This window comes from Polaribacter sp., assembly GCF_036480315.1.
GTDB lineage: Bacteria > Bacteroidota > Bacteroidia > Flavobacteriales > Flavobacteriaceae > Polaribacter.
On record NZ_JAZGGG010000003.1, the window covers coordinates 15,621 to 28,065 of the forward strand.

The 12,445-nt window shown below is 29.5% G+C and carries 16 protein-coding genes, 1 tRNA gene and 1 pseudogene; 7 read left to right on the forward strand and 11 right to left on the reverse strand.

Annotation, left to right across the window (positions count from 1 at the left end):
• Nucleotides 1-64: 64 nt before the first annotated feature.
• A tRNA-Leu gene (locus V3V28_RS00630) sits at nt 65-146 on the reverse strand.
• Nucleotides 147-270: 124 nt separating this feature from the next.
• On the opposite strand from V3V28_RS00630, the gene V3V28_RS00635 reads away from it, so the two are divergent.
• The 3 genes from V3V28_RS00635 (at nt 271) to pth (ending at nt 2,578) form a co-directional block, all read left to right on the forward strand.
• Complete coding sequence (locus V3V28_RS00635; RefSeq protein ID WP_331363085.1) at nt 271-1,212, forward strand: ribose-phosphate pyrophosphokinase; 942 nt, start codon at nt 271-273, stop codon at nt 1,210-1,212.
• A 19-nt stretch (nt 1,213-1,231) separates the two neighbouring features.
• On the forward strand, nt 1,232-1,843 hold the full coding sequence (locus V3V28_RS00640) for a 50S ribosomal protein L25/general stress protein Ctc (protein WP_331363086.1): 612 nt from the start codon (nt 1,232-1,234) through the stop codon (nt 1,841-1,843).
• A gap of 105 nt (nt 1,844-1,948) precedes the next feature.
• On the forward strand, nt 1,949-2,578 hold the full coding sequence (pth, locus tag V3V28_RS00645) for an aminoacyl-tRNA hydrolase (RefSeq protein WP_331363087.1): 630 nt from the start codon (nt 1,949-1,951) through the stop codon (nt 2,576-2,578).
• 6 nt (nt 2,579-2,584) lie between these two features.
• Here pth and V3V28_RS00650 read toward each other — a convergent pair whose 3' ends face one another.
• From V3V28_RS00650 to lysM, 8 genes are all read right to left on the reverse strand, one after another.
• Nucleotides 2,585-3,034, reverse strand: a complete 450-nt coding sequence (locus V3V28_RS00650; protein WP_331363088.1) for a 6-pyruvoyl trahydropterin synthase family protein — start codon at nt 3,032-3,034, stop codon at nt 2,585-2,587.
• Between the two features lie 98 nt (nt 3,035-3,132).
• Nucleotides 3,133-4,632, reverse strand: a complete 1,500-nt coding sequence (locus V3V28_RS00655; protein WP_331363089.1) for a GH3 auxin-responsive promoter family protein — start codon at nt 4,630-4,632, stop codon at nt 3,133-3,135.
• Nucleotides 4,632-5,498 carry a M23 family metallopeptidase gene (locus V3V28_RS00660; protein ID WP_331363090.1) on the reverse strand — a complete coding sequence of 289 codons (867 nt, stop codon included), beginning with the start codon at nt 5,496-5,498 and terminating at the stop codon, nt 4,632-4,634. Before V3V28_RS00660 ends, V3V28_RS00655 begins: the two co-directional genes overlap by 1 nt.
• 47 nt (nt 5,499-5,545) lie before the next feature.
• Nucleotides 5,546-6,127, reverse strand: coding sequence for a nicotinate (nicotinamide) nucleotide adenylyltransferase (gene nadD / locus V3V28_RS00665; protein ID WP_331363091.1), 582 nt, complete (start codon nt 6,125-6,127; stop codon nt 5,546-5,548).
• Nucleotides 6,128-6,142: 15 nt separating this feature from the next.
• Complete coding sequence (gmk, locus tag V3V28_RS00670; protein WP_331363092.1) at nt 6,143-6,766, reverse strand: guanylate kinase; 624 nt, start codon at nt 6,764-6,766, stop codon at nt 6,143-6,145.
• Between the two features lie 76 nt (nt 6,767-6,842).
• Entirely contained in the window at nt 6,843-7,709 is an 867-nt protein-coding gene (locus V3V28_RS00675; protein WP_331363093.1) for a YicC/YloC family endoribonuclease, read from the reverse strand.
• Nucleotides 7,710-7,744: 35 nt separating this feature from the next.
• Complete coding sequence (locus V3V28_RS00680) at nt 7,745-8,641, reverse strand: DMT family transporter (protein WP_331363100.1); 897 nt, start codon at nt 8,639-8,641, stop codon at nt 7,745-7,747.
• Nucleotides 8,642-8,763: 122 nt separating this feature from the next.
• Nucleotides 8,764-9,234, reverse strand: a complete 471-nt coding sequence (gene lysM, locus V3V28_RS00685) for a peptidoglycan-binding protein LysM (RefSeq protein WP_331363094.1) — start codon at nt 9,232-9,234, stop codon at nt 8,764-8,766.
• A gap of 98 nt (nt 9,235-9,332) precedes the next feature.
• Here lysM and upp point away from each other — a divergent pair, with 98 nt between their 5' ends.
• Nucleotides 9,333-9,986: a uracil phosphoribosyltransferase gene (gene upp, locus V3V28_RS00690; RefSeq protein ID WP_331363095.1), complete on the forward strand. Its 654-nt coding sequence runs from the start codon at nt 9,333-9,335 to the stop codon at nt 9,984-9,986.
• Here upp and V3V28_RS00695 read toward each other — a convergent pair.
• Nucleotides 9,981-10,910, reverse strand: a complete 930-nt coding sequence (locus tag V3V28_RS00695) for a DUF6427 family protein (RefSeq protein ID WP_331363096.1) — start codon at nt 10,908-10,910, stop codon at nt 9,981-9,983. The genes upp and V3V28_RS00695 overlap by 6 nt on opposite strands.
• Nucleotides 10,911-10,951: 41 nt before the next feature.
• Here V3V28_RS00695 and V3V28_RS00700 point away from each other — a divergent pair, with 41 nt between their 5' ends.
• From V3V28_RS00700 to V3V28_RS00710, 3 genes are read left to right on the forward strand one after another with little or no spacing between them, the layout of a single operon-like run.
• Nucleotides 10,952-11,161, forward strand: a complete 210-nt coding sequence (locus V3V28_RS00700; protein WP_331363097.1) for a DUF6341 family protein — start codon at nt 10,952-10,954, stop codon at nt 11,159-11,161.
• A 9-nt stretch (nt 11,162-11,170) separates the two neighbouring features.
• Nucleotides 11,171-11,842 (forward strand): tRNA (guanosine(46)-N7)-methyltransferase TrmB, encoded by a 672-nt coding sequence (gene trmB / locus V3V28_RS00705; RefSeq protein WP_331363098.1) that lies wholly within the window; start codon nt 11,171-11,173, stop codon nt 11,840-11,842.
• A 56-nt stretch (nt 11,843-11,898) separates the two neighbouring features.
• Nucleotides 11,899-12,240, forward strand: a complete 342-nt coding sequence (locus V3V28_RS00710) for an MGMT family protein (RefSeq protein ID WP_331363099.1) — start codon at nt 11,899-11,901, stop codon at nt 12,238-12,240.
• Between the two features lie 95 nt (nt 12,241-12,335).
• On the opposite strand, the pseudogene V3V28_RS00715 reads toward V3V28_RS00710, so the two are convergent.
• A pseudogene (locus tag V3V28_RS00715) lies at nt 12,336-12,445 on the reverse strand (IS982 family transposase); the annotation flags it as partial.

Genomic DNA, 12,445 nt, shown 5'->3' on the forward strand with positions numbered 1-12,445 from the left:
CACCTATTGTGCCACCCAAAAATTAAAAAATCCTTTAAAAACAATGTTTTTAAAGGATTTACAGTACTCAAGGCGGGAATCGAACCCGCACTTCCGAAAAAACTGGATTTTGAATCCAGCGCGTCTACCAATTCCGCCACTTGAGCTAATATTAAATAGGATTGCAAATGTATTAAATTATTTTATTTTAAAGTCAAAAAATAAATTCGAAACTCAACAAATAATTTATACTTTTGTTCGCACATAACAACACAACAAAAAAACAACTAAATGCCTACAAATCAACTTGCACCAAAATTATTTGCATGCTCGCAAAGTACTGTGTTAGCAGAAAAAATAGCTAAAGAGTATAAAATAGAATTAGGAAAAGTAAAAACAACTCACTTTAGTGATGGCGAATTTCAGCCAGCTTTTGAAGAATCAGTAAGAGGAAGACGTGTTTTTATTATAGGGTCTACATTTCCAACAGCAGATAACTTAATGGAAATGCTACTAATGTGCGATGCCGCAAAAAGAGCTTCAGCAAGACATATAACAGCTGTTATGCCTTATTTTGGTTGGGCAAGACAAGATAGAAAAGACAAGCCAAGAGTTGCAATTGGAGCAAAATTAGTTGCAAAACTTCTTGAATCTGCAGGAGCAACAAGAATAATGACTATGGATCTACATGCAGACCAGATTCAAGGATTTTTTGAAAAACCTGTAGACCACTTATATGCATCAACTATTTTTATGCCATATATAGAAAACTTAAAATTAGATAACTTAACAATTGCTTCACCAGATATGGGTGGTTCTAAAAGAGCGTATGCATATTCTAAACATTTGAATGCAGATGTTGTTATATGTTATAAACAGCGTAAAAAAGCCAATGTAATATCGCACATGGAATTAATTGGAGATGTAAAAGGTAAAAATGTAATTTTGGTTGATGATATGATCGATACCGGTGGAACTTTAGCACATGCAGCCAATTTAATGATGGAAAGAGGTGCTTTAAGTGTTCGTGCTATTTGTACACATCCAATACTTTCTGGCGGTGCTTATGAAAAGATAGAAAATTCTGGTTTAACAGAGTTAATAGTTTCGGATACAATCCCTTTGAAAAAGGAAACTTCTAAAATAAAAGTTGTATCTTGCGCGCCATTATTTGCGGATGTTATGCGCAAAGTGCAAGACAATACTTCAATTAGTGGAAAATTTTTAATGTAAATAATTAATAAACAAAGTAATGAAATCAATTACAATTAAAGGATCAAAAAGAGAAAGCGTAGGTAAAGTGTCAACTAAAGCCTTACGTAATGCTGGTATGGTTCCTTGCGTTATATACGGAGGAGAAAACCCAATACACTTTTCAGCAGAAGAGAAAGCGTTTAAAAAACTGGTATTTACTCCAAACGTTTTTACTGCAAGTATTGAGGTTGACGGACAAAAAATAGTAGCAATTTTACAAGACATTCAATTTCACCCAGTAACAGATAGAATCTTACATATAGATTTTTATCAGTTATTTGATGATAAAGAAGTAACAATGAAGATTCCTGTTAAATTAACAGGTACTTCTCCAGGAGTTTTAAATGGAGGTTCTTTACGTTTTACAAACCGTAAATTAAAAATAAAAGCATTACCAGCTAATTTACCAGATTTTGTAACTGCAGATATTTCTAATTTAAAAATTGGAAGTAAATTACTTGTATCATCAATTTTTAATGATGATTATACTTTTATGCACCCAGACAATACGGTTGTTGTTCAAGTAAGAACTTCTCGTAACGCAAGTGAAGAAGAAGAAGAAGAAGAAGAAACTACAGAAGAAGCTACACCAGAAGCAGCTGCAGAATAAACTTTGCAAACATAATTTACAAAAAGCGTTACAAATTTGTAACGCTTTTTTCTTGCCTTAAATTTATTTTAGGAACCATTATATATTTCTTCTTATTTTTGAAGAATGAATATAAGAAACTTCTTTTCTAAAATATTTGGTATAAAAATTGAATCTAAAGAAGAATTGATGAAGAAATTTTTAATTGTTGGTTTAGGAAATATTGGTGATAAATACACCAATACACGCCATAACATAGGTTTTAAAATTATTGATGAGGTTGCTGAAGAACACAAAACAACTTTTGAAACTGATAAGTTGGGCGATGTTGCAACATTCCGGTTTAAAGGAAGAACTTTTATTCTTTTGAAGCCAAGCACTTATATGAATTTAAGTGGAAAGGCGGTTAAATATTGGATGGATAAAGAAAACATATCTGTAGAAAATATTTTAATTATTACAGATGATGTACATATAGATTTTGGTGCAATCAGAGTAAAAGCAAAAGGTTCTGCTGGTGGTCATAATGGATTAAAAGACATTCAAGAAAAACTAAATACGCAGCAATATGCACGATTCCGTTTTGGAGTTGGTGGAAATTACTCTAAAGGAAGGCAAGCAGATTTTGTACTTGGCGAATGGAGTAAAGAAGAAACGAGCCAATTAATTGAACGATTACCAACATCAGCAAAAATCATCCCTTCATTTGGTACTGCCGGTTTAGTAAATACCATGAATACCTTTAATGGTAAGTAATAAAAATTAATTTTCACTAGCAAACCATTCTGCAAAACTAGAATCTGTCTCTTGTAATTTTATTGAATGTAATTTGATGCTTTCTGGTAATCTATTTTTTATTTTATCAGCAAAATCTATCACCATCATTTCACTTGTTGGTTGATAGTCTACCAATAATACATGATGTCCTCTATCAATTAACTCTTTTGCTAATTCAACATGAGGTGTATTTTTATTAAATACAGTTGCGTGGTCAAATATATCTACAATTTCTTCATTTACAATCTTTTTTAGATCACTGAAGTCTATTACCATTCCAAATTTTACATTGGTATTGTCAGTAATTGGTTTTCCAGAAACCGTTACAGAAAGCTTGTAAGAATGGCCGTGAACATTTTTACATTTACCATCATAACCATATAATGCATGACCTGTTTCAAAATTAAATTGTTTTGTGATTCTAATTGTGCTCATTAACGACGCTTGTTTCTAGATTTGTTGTAAAAGTAAACAATAATCAATCCTATTGCTAATACTAAAAATAAATAATCTCCCATTTTATATGTATTTTGTTAATCTTCAATTAAAAAGTTATTTAAAACATCTGCAATTTTTCTATTATCAGACAATTGCGGAATTTTATTTTGTCCACCAAATTTACCAATAGATTTCATATATTCATGAAAACCCCCTTTTTTAACTTTTCTAATGACCAAAGGGCGTAAAATTTTCCCTTTAATTAAATCTATATAATAAACGTTTTGTTGCTGCATCGAAGCATCAATTTTTGATGCTAATATTGATAACTCTTCAGGTGCATTTTCAAACTCTATAAACCATTCATGATAAGGCAAACCACTTTCTGGGTTAACTTGCGGCGCAACAGTAAATTCACTAATATTAATATCTGTTCCTAAAATTGAATCGTTTAAAGCTTTTTCTACCTCTTTACCAATTACATGTTCGCCAAAGGCAGAAATAAAATGTTTAATTCTTCCGGTAACCTTAATTCGATAAGGTTTTGTTGAGGTAAATTCTACAGTATCACCAATATTATAACCCCAAAGACCCGCAGTTGTATTTAAAATAATAACATAATTTACGTCAATTTTTACATCTCTTAAAGAAATTCTTGTTGGGTTTTCATTAAAAAACTCACTTGCAGGAATAAATTCATAGAAAATACCAGAATCTAATTGCAACAACATTCCTTTTTCGGTTTGACTGTCTTGATAAGCAATAAAACCTTCGGAAGCTGGATATAATTCTATATAATCTATTTTCTTACCAATTAAACTTTCGAATTTATTTTTATAAGGTTCAAAATTTACACCACCATAAATGAAGAAGTTAAAATTAGGAAACAATTCTGAAACTGATTTACCAGTTTTCTCAATCAGTTTTTCAAAATACATTTGTACCCAAGAAGGAATTCCGCTAATAACAGACATGTCTTCATTTACAGTTTCTTCTACAATAGCATTTACTTTGGCATCCCAATCTTCAATACAGTTGGTTTCCCAGCTTGGTAATCTGTTTTTTAATAGATAATTAGGCACATAATGTGCAGCAATTCCGCTTAATCTACCCAATTTTACACCATTTTTATCTTCTAATACAGGACTTCCTTGAAGAAAAATCATTTTTCCATCCACAAAACTAGCATCGTTTTTTTCAACAATATAAAAAAGCATTGCATTTTTTGCTGCTTTAATATGCGTTGGCATAGAATCTTTGGTGATAGGAATGTACTTTGCGCCAGAAGTTGTACCAGAAGTCTTTGCAAAATATAAAGGTTTTCCTGTCCAAAGAACATCAGATTCTCCTGTAACAATTCTATCTACATAAGGTCTTAAACCTTCGTAATTTGTAACTTTTACTTGTTTTTTAAAATCATCATAAGTAGCTATTTTATCAAAATTATGATCTTTACCAAAAGCTGTTTTACTTCCTTTTTTAATTAAGTTTTTAAAAACTTTTTCTTGAGTTTCATGCGGCTTGTTTGCCCATTTAAAGACTTTTCTAGTTGCAAACTTTGCAAACGGAATCGCGAAAATAGATTTGATACTCATTATTTAAAATCAATAAAATTAGTTGGGTTTACGGCATAACCTCCGCTCCAAAGTTCAAAATGCAAATGAGCGCCCGTTGTTAATTCTCCTGTAGAACCAACGGTTGCAATTACTTCACCAGATTTCACAAAATCGCCTTGTTGCTTCAATAGGTTTCCGTTGTGTTTATAAACAGAAATATAGTCGTTGGAATGTTTTAAAAGAATTACATAACCAGTTTCTGTGTTCCAGTCAGAAAAAATAACGGTTCCATCTGCAATTGCTTTTATTGGTGTGCCGGTTTTGGCAACAATATCAACCGCAAAATGTTTAGAGTTGGAGTCGAAATTTTGTGAAACTGTACCAGAAAGTGGTGCAAAAAATACAATTTTTACGTTGCTATTAGTATTCTGTTGTATGGCAAATCTATTTTCACTTTCTATTTTTTCTCTAAATAAAGAGTCTTCTTTAGAAGCGTTTAACAAACTTTCGTTTATAACTCTTTGTCTTGCTTTAGTTTGTATTGAATCTATACTTTCTGCTTCAATTTCTCCAGTTAATACAGGTATTAAAGCTTTCGTGTAGTTTTCTAAAACTGCTAATTTAATTTTTAAAGAATCTGCTTCAAAAGTTAATTTTACAGCATCTGCTTTTAATTGTGAAGAGGAATAACCAGGAATATATTCTTTAATGGGTGTAAAGGCAATTAAAACTGTAGTTACGGCAATTAATAAAATAGAAAATACACCGCCCAAAACAAATACATTTAAACGAGATAATTTTAAAGAAAAACGTTCTTCAAACGTGTTTTCATTTAAAACAACCAATCTGTATTTGTCAGTTAGTCTTTTTTTTAATTTATCTTTTTTTTTATCCTTTTTACCCAAAATTAGTTTTTGATTTATTGTAAATCTATAACGTAAAAATAGTGAATCTATTTTTTGTAAAAATTCATTTCGTCAATATATTGCCAAACTTCTTTGGTTAACATTGGTTGAATGTTCATTGAGTCTTTAATTCCGTTTCTAATCATTGTAGAGGAAATTTCTACAATTGGTGCAGCAACTTTATGAATTTTAGGATGATTATCGAATTGAGTAGCCACTTTTCCTTCAGAAATTCTTGGATACACATATAAATGATGATTCTCTAAAATGACATCAAAATTCTTCCATTTATGAAAGCTTTTCAAATTGTCTTCACCCATAATTAAACAAAACTCTTTGTCTTTATATATATCGGAAATATGCGCTAAAGTATGTACCGTATAGTTTGGTTGTGGTAATTTAAACTCAATATCAGAAGGTTTTATCTTCGAATAGTTTTCTGTTGCTCTGTAAACCAATTCGAATCGGTGATTATTTTCTAAAAGAGAACTTTTCTTTTTAAAAGGATTATGAGGTGTTACAACCATCCAAATTTCATCTAAATCTGAATTTTCTACCATGTGATTAGCAATAATTAAATGCCCAACATGTATTGGATTAAACGTACCAAAATAAAGACCGATTTTCATTTTTTTTTTTAGTTTTTAACAGCTCGTTTTTGTTTTTTTATCTAAACTCAAATAATCACTCATTAAATCTTCTGCTTCTTTAAGAGCAACTTCTAAATCGTAATTTTTAATAATTTTATCGAATTGTGGTGCAGTTGCAAGTTCTACAGAAGCTTTTGCAATTCGCATATTTATTTTGTCTTCATTTTCTGTAGATCGTTTTTTAAGTCGAATTTTTAACTCATCTACACTTGGTGGTTTTACAAAAACTGATAATGTTTTATCCGGAAATTTCTTTTTAATTCTTAAACCTCCAACAACATCAATATCAAAAATAACATGTTTTTTTAAAGCCCAAATACGTTCTACTTCAGTTTTTAAGGTTCCGTAGAAATTATCTCTATAAACTTCTTCCCATTCTAAAAAGGCATCACTTTTAATTTTATTTTTAAAATTTTTTAAGTCGATAAAATAATAATCTTCACCCTCTTTTTCAAAACCTCTTGGTTCTCTTGAAGTTGCTGAAATAGAAAATTCTAAATTGAATCTTTCTTGTTTTAATAAATGACGAACAATAGTAGTTTTACCTGAACCTGAAGGTGCTGAAAACACAAATAGTTTTCCTTTAAAATCTGACATAAATTTTCTAATTTTTGTCATTCTGAATTTATTTCAGAATCTTTTATATATTAATAGTGAGAAGCTGAAAAAAAAATCAGCTTGCATTAAGCTTTGCTTAAAGCACGTTTAAAATCTGTTCTTTAATTTGTTCTAATTCATTTTTCATTTGGATTACAGCTTTTTGCATAGGTGCAAAATTTGCTTTAGAACCGGTAGTATTTATTTCACGACCCATTTCTTGAACAATGAAACCTAATTTTTTACCATTAGAATCTTCTGAAGCAAGCGTTAATAAGAAATAATCTAAATGATTAGCCAAACGAACTTTCTCTTCATTAATGTCTAATTTTTCTAAATAATAGATTAATTCTTGCTCAAAACGATTTTCATCAGTATCAACTTTTAAATCGTCAATAGCCTTTTTTAAACGTGTTTTTACATTTTCTACTCGATCACCATCTAGTGCTTTTACTTCCTCTAAATAGGTTCTAATATTTGTGATTCTTTCTTTAAAATCAATTTCTAATGAAGCCGCTTCATCAACTCTATATTGTACAATTTCTTTAATGGCAATATCAATGTTTTCATTGATAACATTCCACTCATTTTCGTCTAATTCTTCACGTTCTGTAGTTAATGCATCTGGCATTTTTATTGCCATTTTTAACAATTCAACATCATTTGAACTACCCGTTTTAACAACATTTCTTAATTGTTGCATATAGTCTTTAACAACTCCATGGTTTATTTTGGTAGAAGTTTCATCCGCAGTCATTTCAACAAAAATTGAAAAGTCTACTTTTCCACGTACTAATGCAGAAGCTAGTTTTTTACGAACAGCTAATTCCTTTTCTTTATAATAAGAAGGAATTCGAACGTTTAAATCTAGATTTTTACTATTTAAAGATTTAATTTCTATCGTTACTTTTTTTGTTGGTAACTGTAATACAGATTTTCCATAACCTGTCATAGATTGAATCATACAATCGTGATTTTAAATGAGTTGCAAATATAACTTTATTTAGTAGATTTTTCTACTTGTTTAGTAACCAAATATACGCCCAAAAAGATAAGTAAAGTGGCGCTAATCTTAACAGGGTTTAAAGAATCACTACCAGCAATTAATGCATAAATAGTAGCAATTACAGGCTGTAAATAAATAAAAACACTTACGGTTGTAGGTTTTAATTTTGATAGACCATACAAATTAAAAAGATAAGTTACACAAGTGGTAAAGAAAACCACAAACCCAATATTAAAATAGATATTTGTAGGCATTTCTTGCCAATCTACCTCTATTAATTCGTTATAACCAAAAGGAATTACAAATATTAACCCTAATAAATACAGCCATTTTACAAGTGTTATTGGTTGGTATTTTTCAACTAATTTTTTTGAAATTACTAAATACAATCCGTATGAAGATGCATTAATAAAAACTAAAAAATTACCCCAGTTACTATTTGTTGCACCTGTGTTTGAAGAATTACCATAAGTAATTAATAAAATTGTGCCCATTAAACCAATAATTACTCCTATAATTCTCTGTTTACCTATTGCTTTTCTTATTAAAATACTAGAAAAAATTAAAACCATTATTGGAGATGTAACCATCATAACAGAAGCACTTATGGGCGTGGTTAAACTTAATCCTTTAAAAAAGGAAAGCATGTTTACACCAACACCAAAAAAGGAAGCTAATAGAAGTGTTTTATAATCAGATTTTTCTATTTTTTCGATCTTAAAAAACAGTCCAAGAATCCAAAAAATAATAGTTGCACCAACTACTCTAATTAAAATAAAACCAAATGGTTTTACATAAATAGGCATTACCTCTTTGGCAATAGTATAATTTAGACCATAAATTAAGGTAGCTATAAATACAGCGATTAAAGCTAAAGTTCTTTGGTTTATTTTCATAAACTATTATTCTAAATTTAAGCTGCAAAGTTGATGATAAATTTTAATTTAAAGCACAAAAAAAGAGTTTCAAATTGTATTTGAAACTCTTTTAACTTTGGTTGATTAACTTTTGATTAGTCCACTAAAGGTGGTATTCTTAAAACTTGACCAGGATAAATTTTATCTGGATGAGATAACATAGGTTTGTTAGCTTCAAAAATTACAGGATACTTCATAGCATTTCCGTAAAATTCTTTTGCAATTTTTCCTAAAGTATCTCCGCTAGCAACTGTATGAAATTGTGCCATTGCTGCTTCTTCAATTACTTCTAATTCTGCAACAGATAAATTATCTTCTACAGATGCAACACCATTTGTGTTTCCGGCAACTAAAACAACTTTTTCTTTAGTTGCTAAATCTTCTGCTTCACCCCAAAGTTTTACAGCGTCATCATCTACTTCAATAGATAAGTCTGTTACTAGTAATCCGTGAGAAGCAATAGCGTCTCTTAATTGTCCAGATTTCTCTGCGTTTTCTTCTTCTGTAGTTTTCCCAATACCGAAAACTTTGGCTCCAGCATTTTTAATGAATGAAAAAATTCCCATTTTTTTAATTTTTGTTTTTAATTAATAATGATTTTTTGTGAGGTACAATATACAAATTTTATACAATTAGTTTACATTTGTTTTCTAATATTAGAAAAATGATAATCCACTACATATCAGAAGAAAACTCAATTCTTAATAAATTTATAGCAGAAATTAGAGATGTTAAAATTCAGAAAGACTCTTTGCGTTTTCGAAGAAATATAGAAAGAATAGGTGAAGTTTTAGGATATGAATTAAGTAAAAGTTTATCTTTTTCTAAAAGAGATATTACTACACCTTTAGGAAATAAAACAATTAATCTTCCAGAAAAAGATATTGTTTTATGTTCTATTTTACGAGCAGGTTTACCTTTACACCAAGGTTTATTAAATTATTTTGATGATGCAGAAAATGCTTTTATTTCTGCGTATCGTCATCACCCAAATAATGATTCAGAATTTGAAATTGTTGTAGAATATTTTGCTTCGCCTTCTTTAGATAATAAAACGCTTTTATTGGCGGACCCAATGTTGGCAACTGGACAAAGTTTAGCCGCTGTTTACGAAGCTATTAAAAAGCATGGTATACCAAAAGAAATTCATATTGTTGCAGTTATAGGTTCTACTGAAGGAATAGAATTTATAAAAAACCATTTCCCGGAGAATACCCATTTATGGATTGCTGCTATTGATGATACTCTAAATGACAAAGGTTATATTGTACCCGGTTTAGGTGATGCTGGTGATTTAGCTTTCGGTGGAAAGTTATAGAAAAACTGTATGCATAATTACACTTATTAAAACAAGACTTATAAGTATATTTTTCACTAAATTACTTTTTAATACTTCTAATCCGTTTGCAATAATTACCGAAGTAGGAAAGAGTAAATAAACAATTTCAGAACCATTTTTTATTGGAATTATTAGTGCAAAAATTAGCGCAATAACTGCATTAAGAATAAGTAAAATCCAATTTTTCTTAAAGGAATTGTTTACAGACAAAGCTTTTGGCGATTTTATAAAAATTGATAGTAAAGTAACTACCATTATAATGCTCACAAACCAAATAATATTATTTTCTGCATAGATAAATATGCTATTTATGGTGTTAAAATAAAAAAGTTGTAAAAAATCTTCAGTAATATCAAACCAAAAACAATACGTAAAATAGACAATTAAAGGTGTAATAAAACCTAAAACAGGAGTTAAAAGAGTATGAATTGTAATTTTTAAATGCAGATAAATTCCTGTGTAAATTAGTATGAAATAAATAGATAAAACAGGTTCTATTAAAAAAGATATTCCTAGCCAAAAGCCTGCGTCAAATAATTTTTGCAATACCTGTTTTGTAGATTTTAAACTGTATGTTTTTCGTAGAAAAAATAGATGTAATAGTGTTAAAATCATTGTTTTATATTCAATTAAAGTCGAAAGTAAAAAACTTAAAAATAACGTGAATAGAAAATAGGAATAAGAATTATCGAATGTTAACCTATTTTTAGAAACAATGAAGTTGTAAAAGAAAAAAACAGCTAAAAACAGTCCAAATATTACAACACTTTTTAGTACATTATTAAAAGAAAAAGTATCAACAAAAAAACGATTGTAAATTGATATTATAAAGGCGCAAAAAAATAAAGACAGTAAAACTATAAAATTGATAGGTTTAGATTTGCTTAAAAAATTGGCTAGCATTGTTTCTTTTGTTATTTTTGCAGTGTAAAGATAATTAAGTTATGATAGCAAGCAATATTTTTAGATGGATTGGTAGTTTATTTACAGATTTATTATTCTTACCTTTTAATGCACTTCGTACGGGTGACTTTAATTGGTGGTCTGCAAATCTTATAAACTGGGTTTTTATGGGAATTCTTTTAGTTTTATTCGCTTATTGGATGGGACAGTCTCGTAAATTCTTGAAAGAGGGAACAGAAGACAAAGCTTAATTTTACAACTTGGGAAGCAAAAACAAACTAAAACGTTTCAAAGAAAATGAAACGTTCAAAAATGTCATTCAACCAACAAGAGAAGAAGTTATAAATAACTTTGCTCACAAAGGAAAATGGCATTCTTTTTTTGGTAACAACAATCCAATAGTTTTAGAACTTGGTTGTGGTAAAGGCGAATATACAATTGCACTTGCTCAAAAGAATTCTGATAAAAATTTTATAGGTATAGATATTAAAGGTGCACGTTTCTGGCGAGGCGCTAAAACAGCTATAGAAGATAATTTAGAAAATGTAGCTTTTATTAGAACTCAAATTGAGTTAGTAGACCATCTTTTTGCAGAAAATGAAGTTGATGAAATTTGGATTACTTTCCCAGATCCACAAATTAAATTTCAGCGCACAAAACATAGAATGACAAATGCCCAATTCTTAAAAAAATACCATCATATTTTAAAAGAAGACGGAATAATGAACCTAAAAACTGATAGTGAATTTATGCACGGTTACACACTAGGTTTATTACATGGTGAGGGACATGAAATTTTACACGCAAACCATAATGTATACCATAATGAAGGTGCGCCAGAAGAAGTTACTTCTACGCAAACTTTCTACGAAAAACAATATTTAGAAGTTGGTAAAGCAATAACTTATATCCGTTTTAAGTTAAAGTATTAGTTTTCTACTGAATAAGAATTTTCATTTTCTAATTCTAAATTTTCTATCTTCACAAAGTGAAAGAATCCGATAATTTTTTTGAAAGAGTTTATAAAGTTGCTCGTTTAATTCCCGAAGGAAAAGTAACTAGTTATGGTTCAATTGCCACTTATTTAGGCGCAGCAAGATCTGCAAGAATGGTTGGCTGGGCAATGAATAAAGCGCATAATTTAGAAGACATTCCTGCACACAGAGTTGTTAATAGAAAAGGTTTACTAACAGGTAAACATCATTTCGATGGTACAAACCTAATGCAACAATTACTCGAAAACGAAGGTATTGTTATTATAGAAAATCAAATTCAAGATTTAGAAAAAGTGTTTTGGAATCCTTCAAGTGAGTTGCCAAGTATTTCCTAATTTTTATAAAATTTACAAATAATCACAAAAAAAATCTCACCAAAACATGATGAGATTATATGACTAAAAAAAAATAGTTTTAACCCGTTGTGCATTTAAATAATACTAATTTTTAAGTTGTTAATATTTCTATCAAAAGTAAACTTATTAATGAATTGAATAATTGTTAATGAGGTTAATTTTGAGAGTATTCTAGTCTTAAAAC